Here is an 18,299-nt window from a genome sequence, read left to right as displayed (position 1 = left end):
ACTGGAGTAAGCGCTAAAGCGCTAACTCCAGTCGACACGGAGACAAAGCAAATGACGAATCTGGTTAGCCTCGTAATAGCAGAACACGATAATGCGTCGATCAAGGCAGCGACACTGACTACCATTGCAGCGGCGAAGAAGATCGGCGGTGAAGTTCACGTGCTGGTCGCGGGTCACAATGCGCAGCCCGTAGCCGACGCGGCAGCGAACATCGTGGGCGTTAGCAAAGTATTGCTGGCCGATGCGCCGCAACTCGAAGCGGGCCTCGCGGAAAACATCGAAGCGACGGTGCTGACGCTTGTGCAAGATGCTGCGAAGAACTATTCGCACATCCTCGCGCCGGCCACCGCCTACGGCAAGAACGTCGTGCCGCGTATCGCCGCGAAGCTCGACGTCGCTCAGATCAGCGACATCACGGCAGTCGATTCACCCGATACGTTCGAGCGCCCGATCTACGCGGGCAACGCAATTGCGACTGTGCAATCTCAAGATCCGATCAAGGTCATCACGGTACGCACGACTGGCTTCGATGCCGTCGCAGCGGAAGGCGGCAGAGCCTCGGTCGAGAAGATCGAAGCCGCAGCCGACGCAGGCATCTCGCAGTTCGTGAGCCGCGAAGTGACGAAGCTCGATCGTCCGGAACTGACGTCGGCAAACATCATCGTGTCGGGCGGCCGGGGTCTCGGCAGCGGCGAGAACTACACGAAGGTGCTGGAGCCTTTGGCAGACAAGCTCGGCGCAGCGATGGGGGCATCGCGTGCAGCCGTCGATGCGGGCTACGTGCCGAACGACTATCAGGTCGGTCAGACGGGCAAGATCGTCGCGCCGCAACTGTATATCGCGGTCGGCATTTCGGGTGCGATCCAGCACCTTGCGGGCATGAAGGACTCGAAGGTGATCGTCGCGATCAACAAGGATAAAGAAGCGCCGATTTTCAGCGTCGCGGATTACAGCCTCGTCGGTGACCTGTTCACCGTCGTGCCCGAACTCGTCGGAAGCCTATGAGGCCCTTGATGACTGGCTGCTCGCGTTCACTGGCGGAGGAACCATTGGATCTTTCAATCGGGATACACCTGGTGTTCATACCGGCCCCATCGACGCCGTTGCCTAACTGTCGGCTTTGGCCGGTGCCCTTGAGTGACGGCACAGAATGTCCGTTCCCGCTCTGATACCTGCCCTTTAATCTGCGACGGCCCGACCGGGGGAATGGGTCGTGCATGGTCGCTCGATGACAGCGAAAGCTGTCGTTCACCCGGAACCCCGAGCATCCTCAACTGAGGTACCCATTCCAGCTGCTTACAATCTTGAGAAGCTCGGCGTGGACGTTTTTGCCTGGTAGCGGTCACAGACGCTTACGGGGCCAGTCGCAAGGATGGTTGACGAGCTTTTGCCGCGATGGAAGATTTATGGTTGAAAGTTGTTGGTCCTGGAAGTTATTTGAGTAAAAAGACCGTGGCCGAGGCCCCGTTTCTACCTCAGGCTCCGCCCAAAGCGGAAGTTATTTGGTTGAATTTTCGGAAGCCAATCGAGTTCTTCCACAAAATCCTCCATCCGGCGTCGCTGTTTCATCTGGAACACTCCCACTGCCTGAGCAGCTTTCAGTGTGTTGCGTCCATCGGTTGAATCCGCCGAGAAGATCAGACTCCACGGTAACTCAGAAGAATGTTGGTAAGCCCTTGCAGTCCGCATAGGCCGATACTCTCAAAATACCAGGAGGTTATCCAGCGATGCTATTGGCGCAGAGTCTTGTGGCAACAGTGCTAGGATTGCCATCAGCTAAAGTCTCTTCGAAGTGGTCGGACCAGTGAGATACGCCATGCAGGATGTCAAATCAGAATACCCGTCACAAATCGCGGATGTGGTCGCCGAACGCATAGAAAGCCTGATCGTCGACGGCGTCCTGAAACCAGGTCAAGCCTTACCGTCCGAGCGGCGTCTGATGGTCAAACTGGGTGTGTCGCGCTCCGCGTTGCGAGAAGGGTTGAAGGTGTTGCGGGCGCGCCGAATCATCGACACTGCGCACGGCCGCGGGTCGTTCGTCGCAGCGCTCACCTCGCAACCCGCCCTCACGCCGATGATGCATCTTCTCGGCTCGCAGCCGAGAACCCTCTACGACATTTTCGAAGTACGCGAGATGCTCGAGGCTGAATCGGCGCGTCTTGCCGCGCTTCGGGGAACGCAGGCGGATTTCGCGCTGATCACCCGCCGCTACGAGGAAATGCTCGCCGCGAACCGGAGCGATGTGGACGAATCGACACGTGCGCGGCTCGACTATGCGTTTCATCTCGCGATCTGCGAGGCCTCGCACAACCCGGTGCTCGTGCACACGCTGAGTTCGCTCACCGATCTGTTGCTGAGCTCCGTCTTCGCCTCCGTCAACAACCTCTACCATCGCGAGGCGGAAAAGCGTGTGATCGACAGGCAGCATGCCCGGCTCTACAAGGCCGTCATCGGCAAACAGCCGGAGCCGGCTCGCAAGGCTGCCGCTACGCATATCGCCACCACGATCACCTGTCTGAGAGAAATCGAAGCGGAGGAGCAGCGTCTGGTGCGGGCCACGCTGCGGCTCGAGGGCTGGGCGTGACGCGAGCCGCGAGCGAGCACGAGTGTGCGTCCGCCCGGGCACCAGTGTCTTCTTTGATTCGCGCGCGAAACCGCGTCCTGGCACCAAAAAATAACTGGTAGGACCAGTGCTGAAACGTCTCGACAGTCTCGTACTGGCGCGAAACAATGCGCGCTAGCAAACTCAGCTGCGGCGGCAAGCCGCACAGGAATCAGGAGACTCGCGATGACCTCGCACAACCCGCCAGGCGTGTCCGCCCGGCCCGCTACGGATAGATCCCGCACCCTCGCTTCAACTGCAACGACCGGGTTCGAAAACGCGACTTACGCGAAAGTGACCTGGCGTCTGCTGCCATTTCTCTTCATCTGCTATGTCGCGGCCTATCTGGATCGCGTCAACGTGGGATTCGCCAAGCTGCAAATGCTCAGCGACCTGAAGTTCAGTGAGTCGGTGTACGGGCTTGGCGCGGGGATTTTCTTCATCGGCTATTTCGTGTTCGAAGTGCCGAGCAACATTCTGCTGCATCGCGTGGGCGCACGCTTGTGGATCAGCCGGATCATGGTGACATGGGCGTTGGTGTCGGCGGCGTCGCTGTTCGTGAAGACGCCCGCCATGTTCTATACGATGCGCTTTCTCCTCGGCGTCGCCGAGGCAGGGTTCTTTCCGGGCATCGTGCTTTATCTGACGTACTGGTATCCGTCGGTGCGTCGTGGCCGCATGAACGCGCTTTTCATGATCGGCATTCCGGTGGCTGGGGTGCTCGGCGGCCCGCTGTCGGGTTGGATCATGCAGGCGTTCAACGGCGTGCAGGGTTTGTCGAACTGGCAATGGCTGTTCCTGATCGAAGCGCTCCCGTCCTTGGTGCTCGGCATTGTCACGCTGTTCGTGCTGCCGAACGGCATCCGCGCCGCGTCCTGGCTCGACGAACGGCAAAAGCAGCTTCTCGAGGACAACATTGCACGCGACGCAGATGCAGGCGCTGAGGCGTCGCTGAGCAGCGTCGTGTCCAATGGCCGCGTCTGGCGGCTCGCGGCAATCTACTTCTGTTGCATGATGGGTCTCTACGGCGTGAGCTTTTATTTGCCCACGCTGATCAAGGCGGCGGGCGTCAAGGAAGCGCTGGATGTCGGCATGCTGACTGCGGTGCCCTATGCGGTCGCGATCGTGTCGATGATTCTGGTCGCGCGCAGCTCCGACCGTCGCAACGAACGCCGCTGGCATCTCGCGATGGCGGCCGTTGCCGCCGCAGCGGGCTTTTACGCAAGTACGCTCCATGCGGGCAATCTCGCGCTCGTATTGTTCACGCTGTCGCTCGGCACCGCCGGTGTGTTGTCGATGATGCCGGTCTTCTGGACGTATCCGAGCAGCGTGTTGACCGGCACGGCCGCCGCCGCGGGAATCGCGATGATCAATTCGGTCGGCAATCTCGCCGGATTCGTCAGCCCGTCGATCATCGGATGGATGAAGGACGTGACGCACAGCACCAACGCCGGTCTGCTGGTCGTCGCGGCGGCGCTGTTCGTCGGCGCGGTGCTGGCGCTGACTCAGCGCACGCCGTCCGTATCGACATCGGCGGCGCAGCCGAGCCGGGTCTGATGCCACTCTTGCGTTGATATGTGATCGAAGGCCGTTATGTCCGATACAGCCTATTCCGCGATTTCCCCCGGGGATACGCGTAGAACATTGCTCGCGTCGCTCGGCGATATCGTCGGCGCGCGCAACGTGCTCACCAGTGATGCGCAAACGCGCCGCTACCGCACCGGCTACCGCTTTGGGAACGGCCGCGTGCTGGCGGTGGCGCGCCCCGGCACGCTGGTCGAACAATGGCAGGTGCTAGCCGCATGCGTCGCGGCGCGGGCGATCGTCATCACGCAGGCGTCGAATACCGGACTGACCGGCGGTTCGACGCCTGACGGCGACGACTACGACCGCGACGTTGTCATCGTCAGCACGACGCGCATCCGCCGCGTGCATCTGATCGGCGGCGGGCGTCAGGTCGTCTGCATCGGCGGCACGACGCTCGATCAACTCGAACGCACACTGAAACCGCTCGGACGCGAGCCGCATTCGGTGATCGGCTCGTCGTGCATCGGCGCGTCGGTGCTCGGCGGCATCAGCAACAATTCGGGCGGCTCGCTGGTGCATCGCGGACCGGCCTATACAGAAATGGCGGTGTTTGCCGCCGTCGATGCGTCGGGCACGCTGCGGCTCGTCAACCATCTGGGTATCGAACTCGGCAACACGCCCGAAGAGATTCTGTCGCGGGTCGAGAACGGCACGTTCACCGACGCGGACATTCGCAACGACGCGGCGGCTTCGGACCATGAATACGCCACCCATGTCCGCAATGTCGATGCGCCCACGCCTGCGCGCTTCAACGCCGATCCGCGACGCCTGTTCGAAGCTTCCGGTTGCGCCGGCAAGCTGATGGTATTCGCGGTGCGTCTCGACACGTTTGCGGCGGAGCAGGGCGCGAAGGTGTTCTACATCGGCACGAACGACACGAGCGTGCTGACCGAGATCCGACGCCATGCGCTCGCGAACTTCGCGCACCTGCCGATTGCCGGTGAATATCTGCATCGTGACGCGTTCGATGTTGCGCGAAAGTACGGGAAGGATCTGTTCGTCATCATCGACAGGTTCGGCACGGACCGGTTGCCGATGTTCTTCAATCTGAAAACGCGCTGCGATGCGTTGTTCGAGCGCCTCGGCTTCATGCCGAAGCATCTGACCGATCGTGTGCTGCAATGGATCAGCGAACGTCTGCCGGATCATCTGCCTGCGCGGCTCAACGCTTATCGCGAGCAGTACGAGCATCATCTGATGCTGAAGGTGCCGGCGGCGGGCATCGAGGAAGCGCGCGCCTTCCTGTCGGAACGCTTCGCGCAATCCGGCGGCGCGTATTTCGAATGTACCGAAGAAGAAGGCCGCAAGGCATTTCTGCATCGCTTCGCGGCGGCGAGCGCGGCCGTTCGATACCGTGCGGTTCATCATCGCGAGGTCGAGGATATCGTCGCGCTCGATATCGCGCTACGACGCAACGAGCGGGATTGGTTCGAGCGGTTGCCGAATAAAATCGAAAATGCGATCGTGCTGAAGCTGTATTACGGGCACTTCCTGTGTCACGTCTTCCACCAGGACTACATTGTCGCTAAAGGCAACGACTGTGTCGCACTCGAACACGGGATGCTCGAGTTGCTCGACATTCGCGGTGCCGAGTATCCCGCCGAGCACAACGTGGGTCATCTGTACGAGGCCAAGCCGCAACTCGCAGAGTTCTACAAGAAGCTCGACCCGTGCAATTGTTTGAATCCAGGCATCGGAAAGACTTCGAAATTCGCTGCCTATCGCGACTGCACAGTTGAAGCTTGATGGCGGTCTTCGCGGACTCGGCTGTTGAATAAAAGGGGACGGTCCGCCGACTTCTTAGGCGTCCGCATATCAAGGAGACGTGAATTGCATGTCCCTGGCGGCTTCGCGTCTTCCCGAAGGTCGTTTTCGGGGACGGGCAATCATGGCCTCAGCCAGCCACGACTTATCGGCCATGCAAGCAGCATACGATAGAGCGTGACCACCAGACCTGTCATCGCCGTGCCGCCCGTTTGCCACAGCCTCGCGATTGCCGCATAAGCGATGCACGCGACGGCCACTGCCCCGAGCATATCGAGCGGAAAATGCACGCCGAGAAACACCCGTGCCCACGCGACGATGATACCCACGACGAGTGTCACGCCACCGAGCCAGCACATCCGCCCGAAAAGCAGCGGCAGCGCGATGCTGGCAAAGAGGGTGGCGTGATCGCTTGGAAACGACGAATCGGGCGCATGCGCGAGGAACGTGTGGCCAAGCCCGATCATGAACGGCCGGGGGTGCTGCCAGACCAGACCGATCAACTGGTTGACGCCGAGCGCCAGCAGCGCGACGCAGCAGGCACGCAGGGCCAGCTCGCGCCGCTGGTGGTCCCCGGAAAGCCACATCATCACCAGGATGAGCGGGACTAACCAGACCAGATAGTTTGCACAGGCGAGCGCCGCGCTGACCAGCCATCCTGGCGTTGCCGGCGTGCCGTTGATCATCAGGAAGAGCGCGTGGTTGAATGCTTCGATGGTATTCATTGCGTCGTTTTGTGCTGAAGATGAAGAATGCGCCAGCCGCCGTGTGTCTGCGGCCGCGGCGCCTGGCTACACATGGCAACCAGCACCGCAGCGAGCGCGCCCTTGGGTGTTGCGGCGAAACCTTCGCGTCGCAGGCCGGGTCTGAGTCCATTGCCGATCAGCGGATCGTCCTCAGCCAGCAGTATTCGCATCCGCCGTCATCCTGGTCCCGCCGGTTCCCTGACGCGGCGTCGCAAGCTTACCGGCCGGAAGGTTAACACTGCATTAAGAGGCGGACACCGCGCAGCGTCGCCTTCACTCTGGCTTCAGCCTCGGGTCCGTAGACTGCTTTCTGTCGCGACCACGATGTCGCCCGTTCAAGGAGAACCAATGAAGAAGCTCATTGTTGCCTGCCTGATCGCCATGTCCGCCGCAGCGGCCCACGCGGCATACACAGGACCGGGTGCCGAAGCGACGGCCACCACGGTCCAACAGCTCCGCGACGCAGGCAGGGAAGACCAGCGCACCTCGCCGCGCGGCCATATCGTGAAATCTATCGGCGACCGAAAGTACCAGTTCGCCGGCGGCACCGCAGAGATCCCGGTCAAGATCGAGCACGAACGCTGGCCGGCCGGACAGGTCAAGGTCTATGACATCAAGGTGGTGCAGTAATGGTCGCCGGCCCCCTGCACACGTCCCGGCTGTTTGCACGGGAATGGGCGACGGCGCCCTGGTCGGTCGGCGCCATCTGCCCGAGCTCACGGCGACTCGCCGCGCGTCTTGCGCGGGAGGTGCCGGCAGGCAACGGTGTGGTCATCGAACTCGGTGGCGGTACCGGCGCGGTCACGCACGCGTTGCTCGAAAACGGCGTGCCAACCGACCGGCTGATCGTCGTCGAGCGCTCCCCGACCTTTGTGCGGCATCTGCGCGGGCGATTCCCGAATGTGTCGGTCATGCACGCCGACGCTGCCCGCCTGGCCTGGTGTCTGCCACTGGACCTGCGCGTCGACGCGATCGTGTCGTGTCTGCCGTTGCGCTCGTTGCCTCATCGCGAGGTGGATGAGATCGTTGACCAGTGGCGGCAGGTCCTGCGTCCTGGCGGTGTCGTGATTCAGTTTACTTACGATATCCGGCCGGACCGGAACATCGTGAATGCCGGTGGGATGGGCGACTTTGTGATGCTGTCGAGCCGGATCATCTGGGCTAACCTGCCGCCGGCCCGTGTCGTGACGATGCAACTGTGAGCGGCACGACACGCGTCCAGCGGTCATGGCAAGAGCGCCTCGCACGTGCCTTGCCAGGGCTACCCTTCCTCCGCTTCCGGCACAACGAGCGGCGGTAGCGGGCAGTCGAGCGTATCGCAGATGGCGCGAAGCAGTTCGGCTTCGCGGACGGTGACCTGCCGATTTGCCAGGATGCAGGCCGCGCAGGCGGCGACGATCCGGCGCTTGATGGCCGGGACCGATTGATTGAGCGTTTGCAGGGCCGCGTCGAATCCGGCGAGCGAGCATTCTTCGCGAGGCGGCAAGCGGTGGGCGTGCTCGCCGCCGATGTAGCCGCGCATGCCCGTATCGAAAGCCCGGGCGGCCTGGTCGGTTTCCGGCTGGCCTTCCCAGGCCAATAGCGCCAACACCGTTGCCACCGGGTGCGCGAGGCTCTGCAGGGAGCCGCGCACTGCACGCGCCGGGCGCTGAGGGAGGAATTGGGCGTCGAGATGCCGATGCAGCACACAGCGAAGCGTGTACTCGAACAAGCTCAGCCGCTGGTCGGCGACCATCAGCATCTCGACCTGAGCGCGGAATGCATGATGCTGCCGCGGCGACATCTGCCGCAGTGCTGGCAGGCTCAGGTCCAGAAGGGGCAGCCGATGTGTGTCCGGCAGAGCCTGGACAGGGGCGATCAGCCGCAGGGTTTCGGCGAAGTCCTGAGGCTCAGCGCCGGCTTTCAGCCGGGTCAGCTGGAGTTCCCGCAGGTCCGACCCCGGGTCCATGAGAAGGGCATAGACCAGGGCGCGAGCACTGAACGGTTCCTGGGCGGCGACCCGTAGCAGGTCTGGCATGCCATCGTGAAGCCCCTGCGCATAGCTGATCAGTTCCGGATCGATGCGGCCGACCCGGGATGCTGTTTCGTCGGCGAGTCCCAGGACCGGCACCGGCACCTGCGGAAGCCCCGGTAGCGTGGGAGCCCCGCCGAACGGCGGGGCATGGCTGCGCCGGGGACCTTCATGTTCGTCCCGATCGACACCTACCGGCCGCACCTCCGGGAACCGGCCGTCGAACTGGGGATTGAGCCGGCGAATGCGCTCGACGAGGGGCGGGTGGGTAGCCAGCAGTCCGGCGAGTCCCTCGCCAGCGAAGGCGTTGGCGAAAAACATGTGACCAGCCTCTGCGGCTTGGGGGTTGCCGATGCGTGACCCCTCGGCCAGCCCGCCGATCTTCATTAGCGCCCCGCCGATTCCGTCGGGGTTGCGCGTGAACTGGACGGCACTGGCGTCGGCCAGGTACTCGCGCTGCCGCGACACCGCCGCCATGATCAGCCGACCGAAGAACGCTCCCACGAGACCGAGCACGAACACGCCCAGGCCCAGCAGCACCATGCCGCCCTGGGAATTCTGCCTTCCCGACGAGCGTCCTCTGGAAGCGAACATGAGGCTGCGGCCGATGATGGACAACACCATGATCCCGAAGATCAGGCCGATTAGCCGGATGTTGAGTCGCATGTCGCCGTTGAGGATGTGGCTGAACTCGTGGGCCACCACGCCCTGGAGCTCGTCGCGGGTCAGGTAGTTCAGGCAGCCCTGCGAGACGGCGACCACAGCATCGCCCGGAGCGTAGCCGGCCGCGAAGGCATTGATTCCGGGCTCATCCAGAATATAAACGGGGGGTACCGGCACTCCCGCAGCGAGGGCAATCTCCTCGACGACGTTGAGCAGCCGTTTCTGCCGCGCGTCGGTGGTCGTGCGGGGTACCTCCACACCGCCCAACATCAAGGCGACAGCCTGGCCGCCGGAAGCGAGCTGGCTTACCTTGAATGCGCTGGCGCCACCGACCACAAGGCCCACCCCCAGCGCCGCGAGCAGGAGCATCTCCGGCTGCCACCAGGAGACCGGCGCGTGGGCGCCATAGGTGCTGAGCGCCACCAGCAGCCCGTAGACCAAGGTGATCAGTATCAGGATCGCCAGGACGAAATAGACCACCAGCTGAAAGGTCTTGCGTCGGGCCGAATCCTGCTGCTGAAAGAAATTGGTGGTCACGGTCAGAGCGGCCTGGGGAGCATGAGACGCACAGAGCGATCGCGGTCCCGGCCTACCGGAACGACACCTTGGGCGCTGCGCGCTCGGTCTCTGCGGTTTCCAATAGCGTCGCCTCCTTGAAGCCGAACATGCCGGCCACCGTAACCGCCGGGAAGACCTCGCGCCGGATGTTGTACTCGGTGGCGGCGTCGTTGAACGCTTGCCGGGCGAAGCCGACCTTGTTCTCGGTCGAGGTCAGCTCTTCCTGCAAGGCGAGCATGTTCTGGTTGGCCTTGAGGTCCGGGTAGGCCTCGGAGAGGGCAAAGAGCCTGCCCAAGGTGCCGCCCAGCAGAGCCTCGGCCTGGTTAAACCCCTTGATGGCCGCCGGGTCGCTGGGATTGGCCGCGACTTTCTGCTCGGCAGCCATCGCGCTGTTGCGGGCCTTGATGACGGCGTCGAGCGTCTCCCGCTCGTGGCCCATATAGCCCTTGACCGCTTCGACCAGGTTCGGAATCAGGTCGTAGCGCCGCTTGAGCTGCACATCGATCTGCGCAAAGGCGTTCTCGAAGCGCTTCCGGGCAACCACCAGCCCGTTGTAGATGCCCATTAGCCAGAGCGCGAGCAACAGCCCGATGCCCAGGAGCACGAGCAGGGTGATGATGACGGGACTCATTGGCCGTGACCTCCGACGAGAGCACTGCTGGTTTGGACCATCGCACGACTATGGAAACAGGATAAACGAAATGGCGTTCAATTCAATCGAGTCGCGATGCCGATATATGTAAAACGGCGGAGATTGATGCGCAATGCGCCAATTCCTTGCTTCCGTGATTGTTTCTTTATCTGGTGCCGCGTCCGCATCGAGAGATTATCGTTAGTTATCGGAATCGCGTCGAAAATTGTTTGAGCAGCAACTGACGGGTGAAATGACTCAACGTTTGTGGCCGGAACGAGGCCGGAAGCGGAAGCTATTTGGTCAACTTTCAGGAAGGCAATCCGGTTCCTTTACAAAGCCGCCAGTGGACGGCGTGACACCCAATCTCGCCGCTGCGGCGGAAAAGCTTTTCTGTTCAGCGACAGCAACAAAAGTGGTGATTCCGTCGAGGCGATCCTGTTCCATCACCTTTGCAAGACCCGATTATCTGTTCTGATCGCTCCTTGCACGGTGCGGCGAAATCGAGTCAGGCTGATAAAAAGAAAATCAATTAAAGACCGTTGGCTGCGCTCTAATGGCACTAATCGTTTTGCCGAGGGCGGCGCGCCATTTGTACCACGGCATCCTGCCGGGCAAGTCAATTCTGTCCTTGCGTCAATTGCTCAGTGTCAGCGCCGGGGCCATGTGTTTTAGTCAGCTCGTGCCCGCAATTGGAACCGATTCCAAAGAGGAGCGCTGACGCGGATCATCTATAGAAATTGTCTGGTTGAATCCGGAGAACCTGATCGGGTTCCTGTACACATCGAGTGCCAGCGCCCGAAAACGCCGTAGAATTCCCCAAGCACAGTTCGCCCTCGTGCGATGCAACCGAGTTTGTGCGACCAGCGGTCGCCGCTTATCGGGAGACAGTCATGGCTGCGCGTTCAATTGCGTCTCTGACGCTTTCCTTCGGTCTGGTATCAATTCCGGTCAAGCTCTACTCGGCGACCGACAGCGCTTCAGGTGTGGGATTCCATCTCCTGACGCCTGACGGCGGACGGGTCAAACAGCAGTACATCTCCGAGGCGACAGGCGAGGTCGTGGCGCGAGCCGACATGAAGAAAGGCTATGAGTTTGAAAAAGGCCAGTTCGTCGTTTTCACGCCAGACGAACTGAAAGCGCTCGAGGAAGGCGCGACGCATGTCGTTGAGATTGTTTCCTTCGTGCCGGAGAAATCAGTCGACCCTCTGTATTACGACAAGGCTTATTTCATCGCGCCCGACAAGCGCGGCGGCAAACCGTATAGTCTGCTTCAGCAGGCGATGCGCGAAAGCGAACGGTGCGCGCTCGCAAAATGGTCATATAAAGGGAAGACACGCATCGTCCAGATTCGCCCGGCCGAGGACGGCATGGTGTTTCAGCAACTGTTGTTCGCGGACGAGGTTCGCTCGCTGACTGAATTGCATATCGAGCATGTAGCAGTGACGGGCACCGAGCTTCAGCTCGCGCTGCAAATAATCGACCAGGTGTCCGAAGATTCGTATGACCCAACGGCGTACGAGGATGAGGAAAAGAAGCGGATTCTGGCAGCGATTGACCAGAAGATCGCCGGCAAGCAGATCGTGTCTCCCGCCGAACCAGGCATGGAGTCGGGCGCCGAAGTGATTGACCTGATGGAAGCCCTTCGTGCGAGCCTTGGCCGCAACAAGACCAAGCAGGCCGCGCCCGCCAAAGCCGCGCCCGTAAAAAAGGCGCCCGCAGCGGCAGCCGATGAACTTGCATCCAAACCGAGGCGACCGGCGAAGCGGGCGCCGGCCAAGGTCGAAGAAGCGGCTCCTGCCAAGGTTCGGGCGCGCAAGTGAAAAGGCGCAATGCCTCGCACGACTACTCGTTGCGCAGTCTCCAGTCGCTGCTGGGTGTCTCACGACGAGTGCTGTCCGGCCTGATAGACGCTGGATTCGTGCAACCGTCGCGCGGTCGTCGTAACGAGCTCCGGTTCACGTTCCGCGACGTCGTGTTGTTGCGCACAGCTTTCCAGCTTCAGTCGGCCAAAATCGCGTCGCGAAAGATTCTGCGAGCGCTTGCGCGGCTCAAAGCGGAATTGCCTGAAGAGCTTCCGCTGACCGGCATCCGCATTACGGCAGTTGGTGACTCGGTGGTCGTCAAGACCGGTGAATCACAATGGGATGCGACCTCGGGTCAGCTTCTGCTCGATCTGGAAGTGGCGCCTGTCAAGGGCGAAGTCGCGTTCCTCGACGCTGCCCCCCGCAACATCGTTGGCCGGGAAAAGCAAACCGAGGAGTGGTTCGCTCTTGCAGAGGAACTTGCCGATACCGACGTCATCGGTGCTGAGCAGGCGTATAAAAAGGTGCTCGAATTGTCGCCGACTCCGCACTACGACGCTTATAACAACCTGGGCGTCCTGCTTTGCGAAGTCGGCATGAAGTACGACGAGGCATTGTCCGTCTTTGACCGGGCGCTCGAGCATTTTCCGCAGGACGCTCTGTTGCACTTCAATCGCGCAGTCGCTCTGGAAGAACTGGAGCGCTACGACGCAGCGATGCAAGCCTATGAACGATGCATCGAGCTCAATCCCACGCATGCCGACGCTCACTTCAATATTGCACGCTTGAGCGAGATTCGAGGCGACAAGCAGGGACTTGTCAGGCACCTGAGTGCGTATCGCCGGCTAAGCAGGTGACGCGCACTCGACTGCTCCGCGGCGCAGGCACTTACGCGGCGCTATGCCTGCGGGCGGCGCGCCCGCCTCTGCGCGCGGAACCGCTCAGCTCTTCTGCCGTCAGGAAAAATTGACTGTTGTCCGCCAGCCGCGAAACCGCAAAATCGATGAAGGTTCTCACGCGCAACGGTTGCTCGGTTCGGCGGCGGTAGTAGACGTAGATCGACTCGCGCTGGGTCACATGCTGAGTGAGCAAAGGCACCAGTCGTCCGGCGCGGATGTGTGACACCGCTGAGAAGCTTCCGAGCTGCCCGATCACCAGTCCGGCTAGTACCGCTTCGGCTTCCGCGTCGACATCGTTCGAGCACACCGACGCAGCCATCTCCTTGTACACGATCTCTCCGCCGATCATGAATTCCCATGGCGCGTGCTTGCCGGTATTCGCCCGCCGATACGCTGAGCAACGATGCGCATCGAGGTCATTGACGGTTTTCGGCACGCCGTACCGTTCGAGGTAGGCCGGTGACGCGCACACGATCAGCTGAATTGGCAGAAGTCGTCGGGCAATGGCGCCCCCAGATGGCGGCGACCCGCCGCGAAAGCCGACGTCCGCGCGATCGCTGACGAGATCCGTGAAGCGATCGTCGAAACGCACGTCGATCTGCACATCGGGGTATAGCGCCGCGAACTCCAGGATCAACGGCAACAGTACCGTCCGTCCGAGTGCGGTCGGCGCGCTCACACACAGTGGTCCCGCGACTTCCTCTTTTGAACGGCGAGCATCGTCGATCGCCGAAGACAGCATGGCGAGCGCCGGCTCGACGCTGCGCAACAGTCGTTGTCCCTCGTCGGTCAGGCTCAGCTTGCGTGTGGTCCGATGGAAAACCTGGACGCCAAGGGATTTTTCAAGCTGCATCACAGCGTGGCTCGCCGCCTGAGGCGAGATACCCAGATCTACGGCGGCGCGGCGGAAACTGCCGAGTGTCGCCGTGCGGACGAAAACCGAAATAGCGCGGACCTCGTTCATCGTCGCCCCCATTAGCAAATTTTTGTTGATTAATGACTCTAACATCCGTCGGGCTAGTGCATGTTAATCGTGCGTCCCATGCTGCTGTTCACCTTCACGACGAAATGGGAGGACAGCATGAGCAACGCTAAGAGCCCGAATAGCAACGCTGTGAACGCAGACGCCATGACCCTTAGAGAGGAATTGGAGAAACGCTTGTAAGCGAATGCGGCAAGCTCTGCCGAGAATCGAGTTGGCTGTCCTCGGGTCGCGTGCAGGCAACACGACGGAGACGTGAACATGGGACAAGAAGAGGCCGTCGTTTCGGTAGCCTCAAAGGAAGCGCGGCGGCGCGCGGCACGCTTGCCTCCCTGTGTGTGCAGAGCGTTCTCGCCATCGCGCCGGCGCTAACTGCCGAGTACGCACCGTTGTGGTTCCATCGAATCCGCAGACGCGCATATCGTTCTGACGAAAAAATCGTTGTCGACGCTTATCGCAGACGCCACTCTGGAAGGTATTTTGTTTCTCGGGTGTCTGAGCATGCTGAGTGATTCCACGGACGAAATGACCGACTGGCTGCTTTCCAGTCTCGAACTAAAGAGCACGGTGTTTCACGTTGGGCAGTACTGCGGCACGTGGCAAGCATCGACGGCAGGCCGTCACCTCGCCAGCTTTCATGTCGTGCTGTATGGCGAGTGCTGGCTACATGTCGCAGCCGGACCGGAACGGGCGGCACACAGCATCCGCTTGCAAGCCGGTGATGCAGCGTTTCTGGTGCGAGATGTTCCGCATTGTCTGTCGCCGTCAGCCGAGCCGCCGGCGGCCGGCAGCGAGACCGCGCGCATGGGCGTGATGACGCCACTCGAACCCGGGCAGACTCACGAGCGGACCGGGGCGGGCGTTGGCATTGCCTGCGGTTTCTTCGAATTCGCGTCGGCGCTCGACGGGCTGCTGGTCGGGCTGTTGCCGGAAAGGATCATTGCGCGCCACGACCACCCGTCGATGGAAAAGGCACGCACGATCTTCCGCCTGATTCGGGACGAAGCGTTGGGCGGCGCCGATACAGTGTCGCCGGTTCTCGCCCGGCTCACCGGTCTGCTTTTTGTGTACGCGTTGCGCGCACATGATCGCGACGAGGATGCGGTGCCAAGCTTCTGGCGACTGTTGCGGCACCCCGCGTTCGCGCAACTGGCCGGCGCCATCGTCGAGACTCCCGAGAAGTGCTGGACGACGCAGACGATGGCCGCCTTCGTCCATATGTCCCGTTCGCGATTTTGCCGGCTGTTCGGCGAGCTTGCCGGTCAGCCGCCTGCACAGTTCGTCGCCCTCGTCAGAATGAAACTGGCCGCCACCATGCTTGCGCATGGCGCATCGACCGCGAAAGTGATCGAGCAGGTTGGCTACCATTCCGAGTCGGCATTCGCGCGTGCGTTCCAGCGCGTGATCGGAGTACAGCCCGGATCATGGCGGCGCGGTCATCCCGTAGTGCGCGACCAACAGACAAGCTCCATACAAAGCGGCGCGATTCATTGAGCAGCAGCGGTCAAAGACAATCGGGCAGAAATTAGAGATGGTTTCGACTTGTTGGCAATCGGGCACGGCGCACAGAATACGTCTCCAACTGAAAGGAGTGCAATATGAGCCGCCTGCCCCTGCAGACTATCGAGAGCGCGCCCGAGGTGAGCCGCCCGTTTCTTCAGCGCTCACTGGCCGCAAATGGTTTCCTGCCAAACCTCGTTGCCGCGCTGGCGAATGCGCCTGTGGCGCTGGAAACGTACCTGAGCGTCGGAGAAATCAACTCGCGCGGCGGACTGACGTTGGCCGAGCGTGAAACGGTTCAGATCACGGCTGCGGCGATTCACGGTTGCGGTTTCTGTGTGGCGGGTCACACCGCGGTTGCGTTGAAGAAAGCACAACTTGCCCCGGCGCTGGTGGATGCGCTGCGTGCGCAGCAGCCGCTGCCCGACGCGCGGCTCGACGCGGTCGCTGTATTCACGCGCGCGGTGATCGCCGCGCGCGGCGCTGTCGCCGACTCGGAACTCACGGCGTTCCTGGCGGCTGGCTTTACCAATGCGAACGCGCTCGAAGTGGTCCTCGGCGTGAGTCTTGCGACGCTCTGCAACTTCGCGAACAACCTCGCTCGCAATGATCTCAATCCGCAGTTGGCCGACTATCGTTGGGAACCCGGGACGCAAACAGTATGAGTACCGCTTCTTTCGTCCCCGCCGATCTTGCCGTATGGCTCGACAAGCACGCGGAGTCGCTCGACTCGAGCGCGGGGCACGCACGTGAAATCGTGCCGCGGCTTGCCGCCGCCGGACTCTTCGGCGTTGGCGTTCCCGCTACCTATGCCGGCGGTCGTGGTGGTGCCGCGACCGATGCGGTCGAAGCGATCGCGCAGGTTGCGTCCCACTCGCTGAGCGCCGCGTTCGTGTTCTGGGGCCATCGGACCTTTATCGAATACCTGTTGCACAGTCCGAACGCCGGGCTGCGCGACACGTGGCTCGCGCCACTGCTGAGTGGCGAGGTCGCGGGCGCAACCGGCCTGTCGAACGCAATGAAGTACCTGTCCGCGCTGGAGCCGTTGCAGATGAGGGCCGAACCGGTTGCAGCCAATGGGTCCGGCGCGCGTCGCTGGGCGCTGTCGGGGAGTCTGCCGTGGATCACGAATCTGCGTCCCGAGGGATTTCTGGTGGCAGCAGCGTTCGATCACGCGGACAGCGGCAAGCCGTCGATTTTCGCGGTTCCGCACGATCTTCCCGGCGTTGGGCGTAGCGCCGATCTCGACCTGATCGCATTGCGCGCGAGCAATACCGCCGCGTTGAAGATCGAGGGCGCACAGCTCGACGAACGCTGGATGATCGCCGCCGACGCGAGTACGTTCCTGACTCGAGTGCGTCCCGGCTTCCTGGGCTTGCAGTGCGGCCTGTCGCTTGGTCTTGCGCGTCGCGCGCTCGCGGCCGTGGCGCTGGCCCGTCCGGCATCGAGGCTGGCGCTGGCCGCAGACGCCGAACAGCTTGCCGACGAGCTTGCACGGTTGACGGACCAGCTATGCACGGGCATTGCGGCTCAGACGTATATCGAGGATGCGCCGAACCTTTTCCGCCTGCGCATTGCGCTGGCGTCGCTGGTGGCATCGGCCGTCAACCTCGAGGTCCAGGCGAGCGGCGGACAGGGCTATCTGCGCGAGCAGTCGGCCGTTGCGCGTCGCGTGCGCGAGGCGTCGTTCGTGCCGATCGTCACGCCGAGCATCGTGCAACTCAAGCACCAGCTTGCGCTGCATGCCAGGACCGAATGATGGCCGAGTTCGTCGCACCTCACGTGGAACTCCACGACATCGCGCTCAGCTACGGACAGCGTCGGGTTATCGATGGCGTGACGTATAGCGTGCGACGCGGCGAGATCGTGTCGATCCTGGGTCCGAGCGGGGCGGGCAAATCGTCGTTGCTGCGGGTCGTGGCGGGACTGTCCGCGGCAACGCGCGGCACCGTCCTGATCGATGGCGAGCCCGTCAGTGGTCCGCGCCCGGACGTGGCCATTGCCTTTCAGGACCCCTGCCTGCTGCCCTGGTTGTCGGTGGAGCGCAACGTCGCATTCGGACTGGGCTTCGCGAGACAGACGAAGTTGTCCGCTGCTGAACGCCGGGCGCGTGTGGCCGCGGCGCTCGAAGAAGTCGGGCTCGCACACGCGCGAGACCTGGTGCCTTCACAGCTGTCTGGCGGCATGGCGCAGCGCGTGGCTCTGGCGCGTTGCGTGGCCCGGCGGCCAAAAGTATTGGTCCTCGACGAACCGTTCGGGGCGCTGGATGAAATCACCCGCGAGGGGATGCAGAAACTGCTGAAACAGGTTGTCGCCGACACGCAGGCAGCAACGCTGCTCGTCACGCACGACATCGATGAAGCACTGCTCGTCTCCGACCGCGTGGCGGTGCTTGGCCGGCGCGGCACGCTGGCGCTGGAACTGGACATCGACATCCGTTACCCACGCGTCGAACATCTGCAGAGGCTCGGCGCGTTGCGGCTGCGAATCCTGGAAGCGTTACGCGATTCGATGCCTTCATCCGTTTCCTCCCACAACGACTGAGGAATGC

18 protein-coding genes are annotated in these 18,299 nt (G+C 62.1%); 12 read left to right on the top strand and 6 right to left on the bottom strand.

Annotated features, from left to right (window positions below):
- Positions 1–60 precede the first annotated feature (60 nt).
- The 4 genes from AB3X89_RS04625 (at position 61) to dld (ending at position 5,935) form a co-directional block, all read left to right on the top strand.
- A complete protein-coding gene (locus tag AB3X89_RS04625) occupies positions 61–1,005 on the top strand; it encodes an electron transfer flavoprotein subunit alpha/FixB family protein (RefSeq protein ID WP_368582221.1) in 945 nt (314 codons plus the stop codon).
- An 811-nt stretch (positions 1,006–1,816) separates the two neighbouring features.
- Entirely contained in the window at positions 1,817–2,584 is a 768-nt protein-coding gene (glcC, locus tag AB3X89_RS04620) for a transcriptional regulator GlcC (protein WP_368582056.1), read from the top strand.
- 204 nt (positions 2,585–2,788) lie between these two features.
- Positions 2,789–4,159: an MFS transporter gene (locus tag AB3X89_RS04615; protein WP_368582055.1), complete on the top strand. Its 1,371-nt coding sequence runs from the start codon at positions 2,789–2,791 to the stop codon at positions 4,157–4,159.
- Positions 4,160–4,195: 36 nt separating this feature from the next.
- Positions 4,196–5,935 (top strand): D-lactate dehydrogenase, encoded by a 1,740-nt coding sequence (gene dld, locus AB3X89_RS04610; protein WP_368582054.1) that lies wholly within the window; start codon positions 4,196–4,198, stop codon positions 5,933–5,935.
- A 140-nt stretch (positions 5,936–6,075) separates the two neighbouring features.
- Here dld and AB3X89_RS04605 read toward each other — a convergent pair whose 3' ends face one another.
- The gene (locus AB3X89_RS04605; RefSeq protein ID WP_368582053.1) at positions 6,076–6,678 is read right to left on the bottom strand and encodes a phosphatase PAP2 family protein; all 603 of its coding nucleotides are present in this window, start codon (positions 6,676–6,678) and stop codon (positions 6,076–6,078) included.
- Entirely contained in the window at positions 6,675–6,869 is a 195-nt protein-coding gene (locus tag AB3X89_RS04600; RefSeq protein WP_368582052.1) for a hypothetical protein, read from the bottom strand. Before AB3X89_RS04600 ends, AB3X89_RS04605 begins: the two co-directional genes overlap by 4 nt.
- A 178-nt stretch (positions 6,870–7,047) precedes the next feature.
- On the opposite strand from AB3X89_RS04600, the gene AB3X89_RS04595 reads away from it, so the two are divergent.
- Together AB3X89_RS04595 and AB3X89_RS04590 are read left to right on the top strand one after the other, a co-directional pair.
- Positions 7,048–7,329: a NirD/YgiW/YdeI family stress tolerance protein gene (locus AB3X89_RS04595; RefSeq protein WP_368582050.1), complete on the top strand. Its 282-nt coding sequence runs from the start codon at positions 7,048–7,050 to the stop codon at positions 7,327–7,329.
- A complete protein-coding gene (locus AB3X89_RS04590) occupies positions 7,329–7,901 on the top strand; it encodes a class I SAM-dependent methyltransferase (RefSeq protein ID WP_368582049.1) in 573 nt (190 codons plus the stop codon). The genes AB3X89_RS04595 and AB3X89_RS04590 overlap by 1 nt, the downstream gene beginning before the upstream one ends.
- A gap of 59 nt (positions 7,902–7,960) precedes the next feature.
- Here the strand turns inward: AB3X89_RS04590 and AB3X89_RS04585 are convergent, their stop codons facing one another.
- The 3 genes from AB3X89_RS04585 to AB3X89_RS04575 form a co-directional block, all read right to left on the bottom strand.
- Positions 7,961–9,910, bottom strand: coding sequence for a M48 family metallopeptidase (locus tag AB3X89_RS04585; RefSeq protein ID WP_368582048.1), 1,950 nt, complete (start codon positions 9,908–9,910; stop codon positions 7,961–7,963).
- A 52-nt stretch (positions 9,911–9,962) separates the two neighbouring features.
- Complete coding sequence (locus tag AB3X89_RS04580) at positions 9,963–10,562, bottom strand: LemA family protein (protein WP_368582047.1); 600 nt, start codon at positions 10,560–10,562, stop codon at positions 9,963–9,965.
- 303 nt (positions 10,563–10,865) lie between these two features.
- Positions 10,866–11,009 carry a LysR family transcriptional regulator gene (locus tag AB3X89_RS04575; RefSeq protein ID WP_368582046.1) on the bottom strand — a complete coding sequence of 48 codons (144 nt, stop codon included), beginning with the start codon at positions 11,007–11,009 and terminating at the stop codon, positions 10,866–10,868.
- Between the two features lie 446 nt (positions 11,010–11,455).
- Between AB3X89_RS04575 and AB3X89_RS04570 the strand changes: the two genes are divergently transcribed.
- Complete coding sequence (locus AB3X89_RS04570; RefSeq protein WP_368582045.1) at positions 11,456–12,385, top strand: Ku protein; 930 nt, start codon at positions 11,456–11,458, stop codon at positions 12,383–12,385.
- On the top strand, positions 12,382–13,224 hold the full coding sequence (locus AB3X89_RS04565) for a tetratricopeptide repeat protein (RefSeq protein ID WP_368582044.1): 843 nt from the start codon (positions 12,382–12,384) through the stop codon (positions 13,222–13,224). Before AB3X89_RS04570 ends, AB3X89_RS04565 begins: the two co-directional genes overlap by 4 nt.
- 31 nt (positions 13,225–13,255) lie before the next feature.
- On the opposite strand, the gene AB3X89_RS04560 is transcribed toward AB3X89_RS04565, so the two are convergent.
- Positions 13,256–14,230 (bottom strand): LysR family transcriptional regulator, encoded by a 975-nt coding sequence (locus AB3X89_RS04560; protein WP_368582043.1) that lies wholly within the window; start codon positions 14,228–14,230, stop codon positions 13,256–13,258.
- Positions 14,231–14,749: 519 nt separating this feature from the next.
- Here AB3X89_RS04560 and AB3X89_RS04555 point away from each other — a divergent pair.
- From AB3X89_RS04555 to AB3X89_RS04540, 4 genes are all read left to right on the top strand, one after another.
- On the top strand, positions 14,750–15,742 hold the full coding sequence (locus tag AB3X89_RS04555) for an AraC family transcriptional regulator (RefSeq protein WP_368582042.1): 993 nt from the start codon (positions 14,750–14,752) through the stop codon (positions 15,740–15,742).
- Between the two features lie 104 nt (positions 15,743–15,846).
- Positions 15,847–16,413, top strand: a complete 567-nt coding sequence (locus AB3X89_RS04550; RefSeq protein WP_368582041.1) for a carboxymuconolactone decarboxylase family protein — start codon at positions 15,847–15,849, stop codon at positions 16,411–16,413.
- Positions 16,410–17,507 (top strand): acyl-CoA dehydrogenase family protein, encoded by a 1,098-nt coding sequence (locus AB3X89_RS04545; protein WP_368582039.1) that lies wholly within the window; start codon positions 16,410–16,412, stop codon positions 17,505–17,507. Before AB3X89_RS04550 ends, AB3X89_RS04545 begins: the two co-directional genes overlap by 4 nt.
- Complete coding sequence (locus AB3X89_RS04540) at positions 17,507–18,292, top strand: ABC transporter ATP-binding protein (RefSeq protein ID WP_368582220.1); 786 nt, start codon at positions 17,507–17,509, stop codon at positions 18,290–18,292. Before AB3X89_RS04545 ends, AB3X89_RS04540 begins: the two co-directional genes overlap by 1 nt.
- Positions 18,293–18,299: the final 7 nt, after the last annotated feature.

Source organism: Paraburkholderia sp. BR14320 (genome assembly GCF_040948665.1).
In the GTDB taxonomy this organism is placed as follows: Bacteria; Pseudomonadota; Gammaproteobacteria; order Burkholderiales; family Burkholderiaceae; genus Paraburkholderia; species Paraburkholderia youngii.
The sequence above is the reverse complement of the archived record's forward strand: the minus strand, read 5'-3'. Positions and strand labels throughout refer to the sequence as shown.

Bases quoted from the DNA above. Each gene is read 5' to 3' on its own strand.
- AB3X89_RS04550 (WP_368582041.1), top strand. From the start codon at position 15,847: ATGAGCCGCCTGCCCCTGCAGACTATCGAGAGCGCGCCCGAGGTGAGC.
- dld (WP_368582054.1), top strand. From the start codon at position 4,196: ATGTCCGATACAGCCTATTCCGCGATTTCCCCCGGGGATACGCGTAGA.
- AB3X89_RS04590 (WP_368582049.1), top strand. From the start codon at position 7,329: ATGGTCGCCGGCCCCCTGCACACGTCCCGGCTGTTTGCACGGGAATGG.
- AB3X89_RS04615 (WP_368582055.1), top strand. From the start codon at position 2,789: ATGACCTCGCACAACCCGCCAGGCGTGTCCGCCCGGCCCGCTACGGAT.
- AB3X89_RS04540 (WP_368582220.1), top strand. From the start codon at position 17,507: ATGGCCGAGTTCGTCGCACCTCACGTGGAACTCCACGACATCGCGCTC.
- AB3X89_RS04555 (WP_368582042.1), top strand. From the start codon at position 14,750: ATGCTGAGTGATTCCACGGACGAAATGACCGACTGGCTGCTTTCCAGT.
- AB3X89_RS04570 (WP_368582045.1), top strand. From the start codon at position 11,456: ATGGCTGCGCGTTCAATTGCGTCTCTGACGCTTTCCTTCGGTCTGGTA.
- AB3X89_RS04600 (WP_368582052.1), bottom strand. From the start codon at position 6,869: ATGCGAATACTGCTGGCTGAGGACGATCCGCTGATCGGCAATGGACTC.
- AB3X89_RS04545 (WP_368582039.1), top strand. From the start codon at position 16,410: ATGAGTACCGCTTCTTTCGTCCCCGCCGATCTTGCCGTATGGCTCGAC.
- AB3X89_RS04580 (WP_368582047.1), bottom strand. From the start codon at position 10,562: ATGAGTCCCGTCATCATCACCCTGCTCGTGCTCCTGGGCATCGGGCTG.
- AB3X89_RS04575 (WP_368582046.1), bottom strand. From the start codon at position 11,009: ATGGAACAGGATCGCCTCGACGGAATCACCACTTTTGTTGCTGTCGCT.
- AB3X89_RS04560 (WP_368582043.1), bottom strand. From the start codon at position 14,230: ATGAACGAGGTCCGCGCTATTTCGGTTTTCGTCCGCACGGCGACACTC.
- AB3X89_RS04595 (WP_368582050.1), top strand. From the start codon at position 7,048: ATGAAGAAGCTCATTGTTGCCTGCCTGATCGCCATGTCCGCCGCAGCG.
- AB3X89_RS04605 (WP_368582053.1), bottom strand. From the start codon at position 6,678: ATGAATACCATCGAAGCATTCAACCACGCGCTCTTCCTGATGATCAAC.
- glcC (WP_368582056.1), top strand. From the start codon at position 1,817: ATGCAGGATGTCAAATCAGAATACCCGTCACAAATCGCGGATGTGGTC.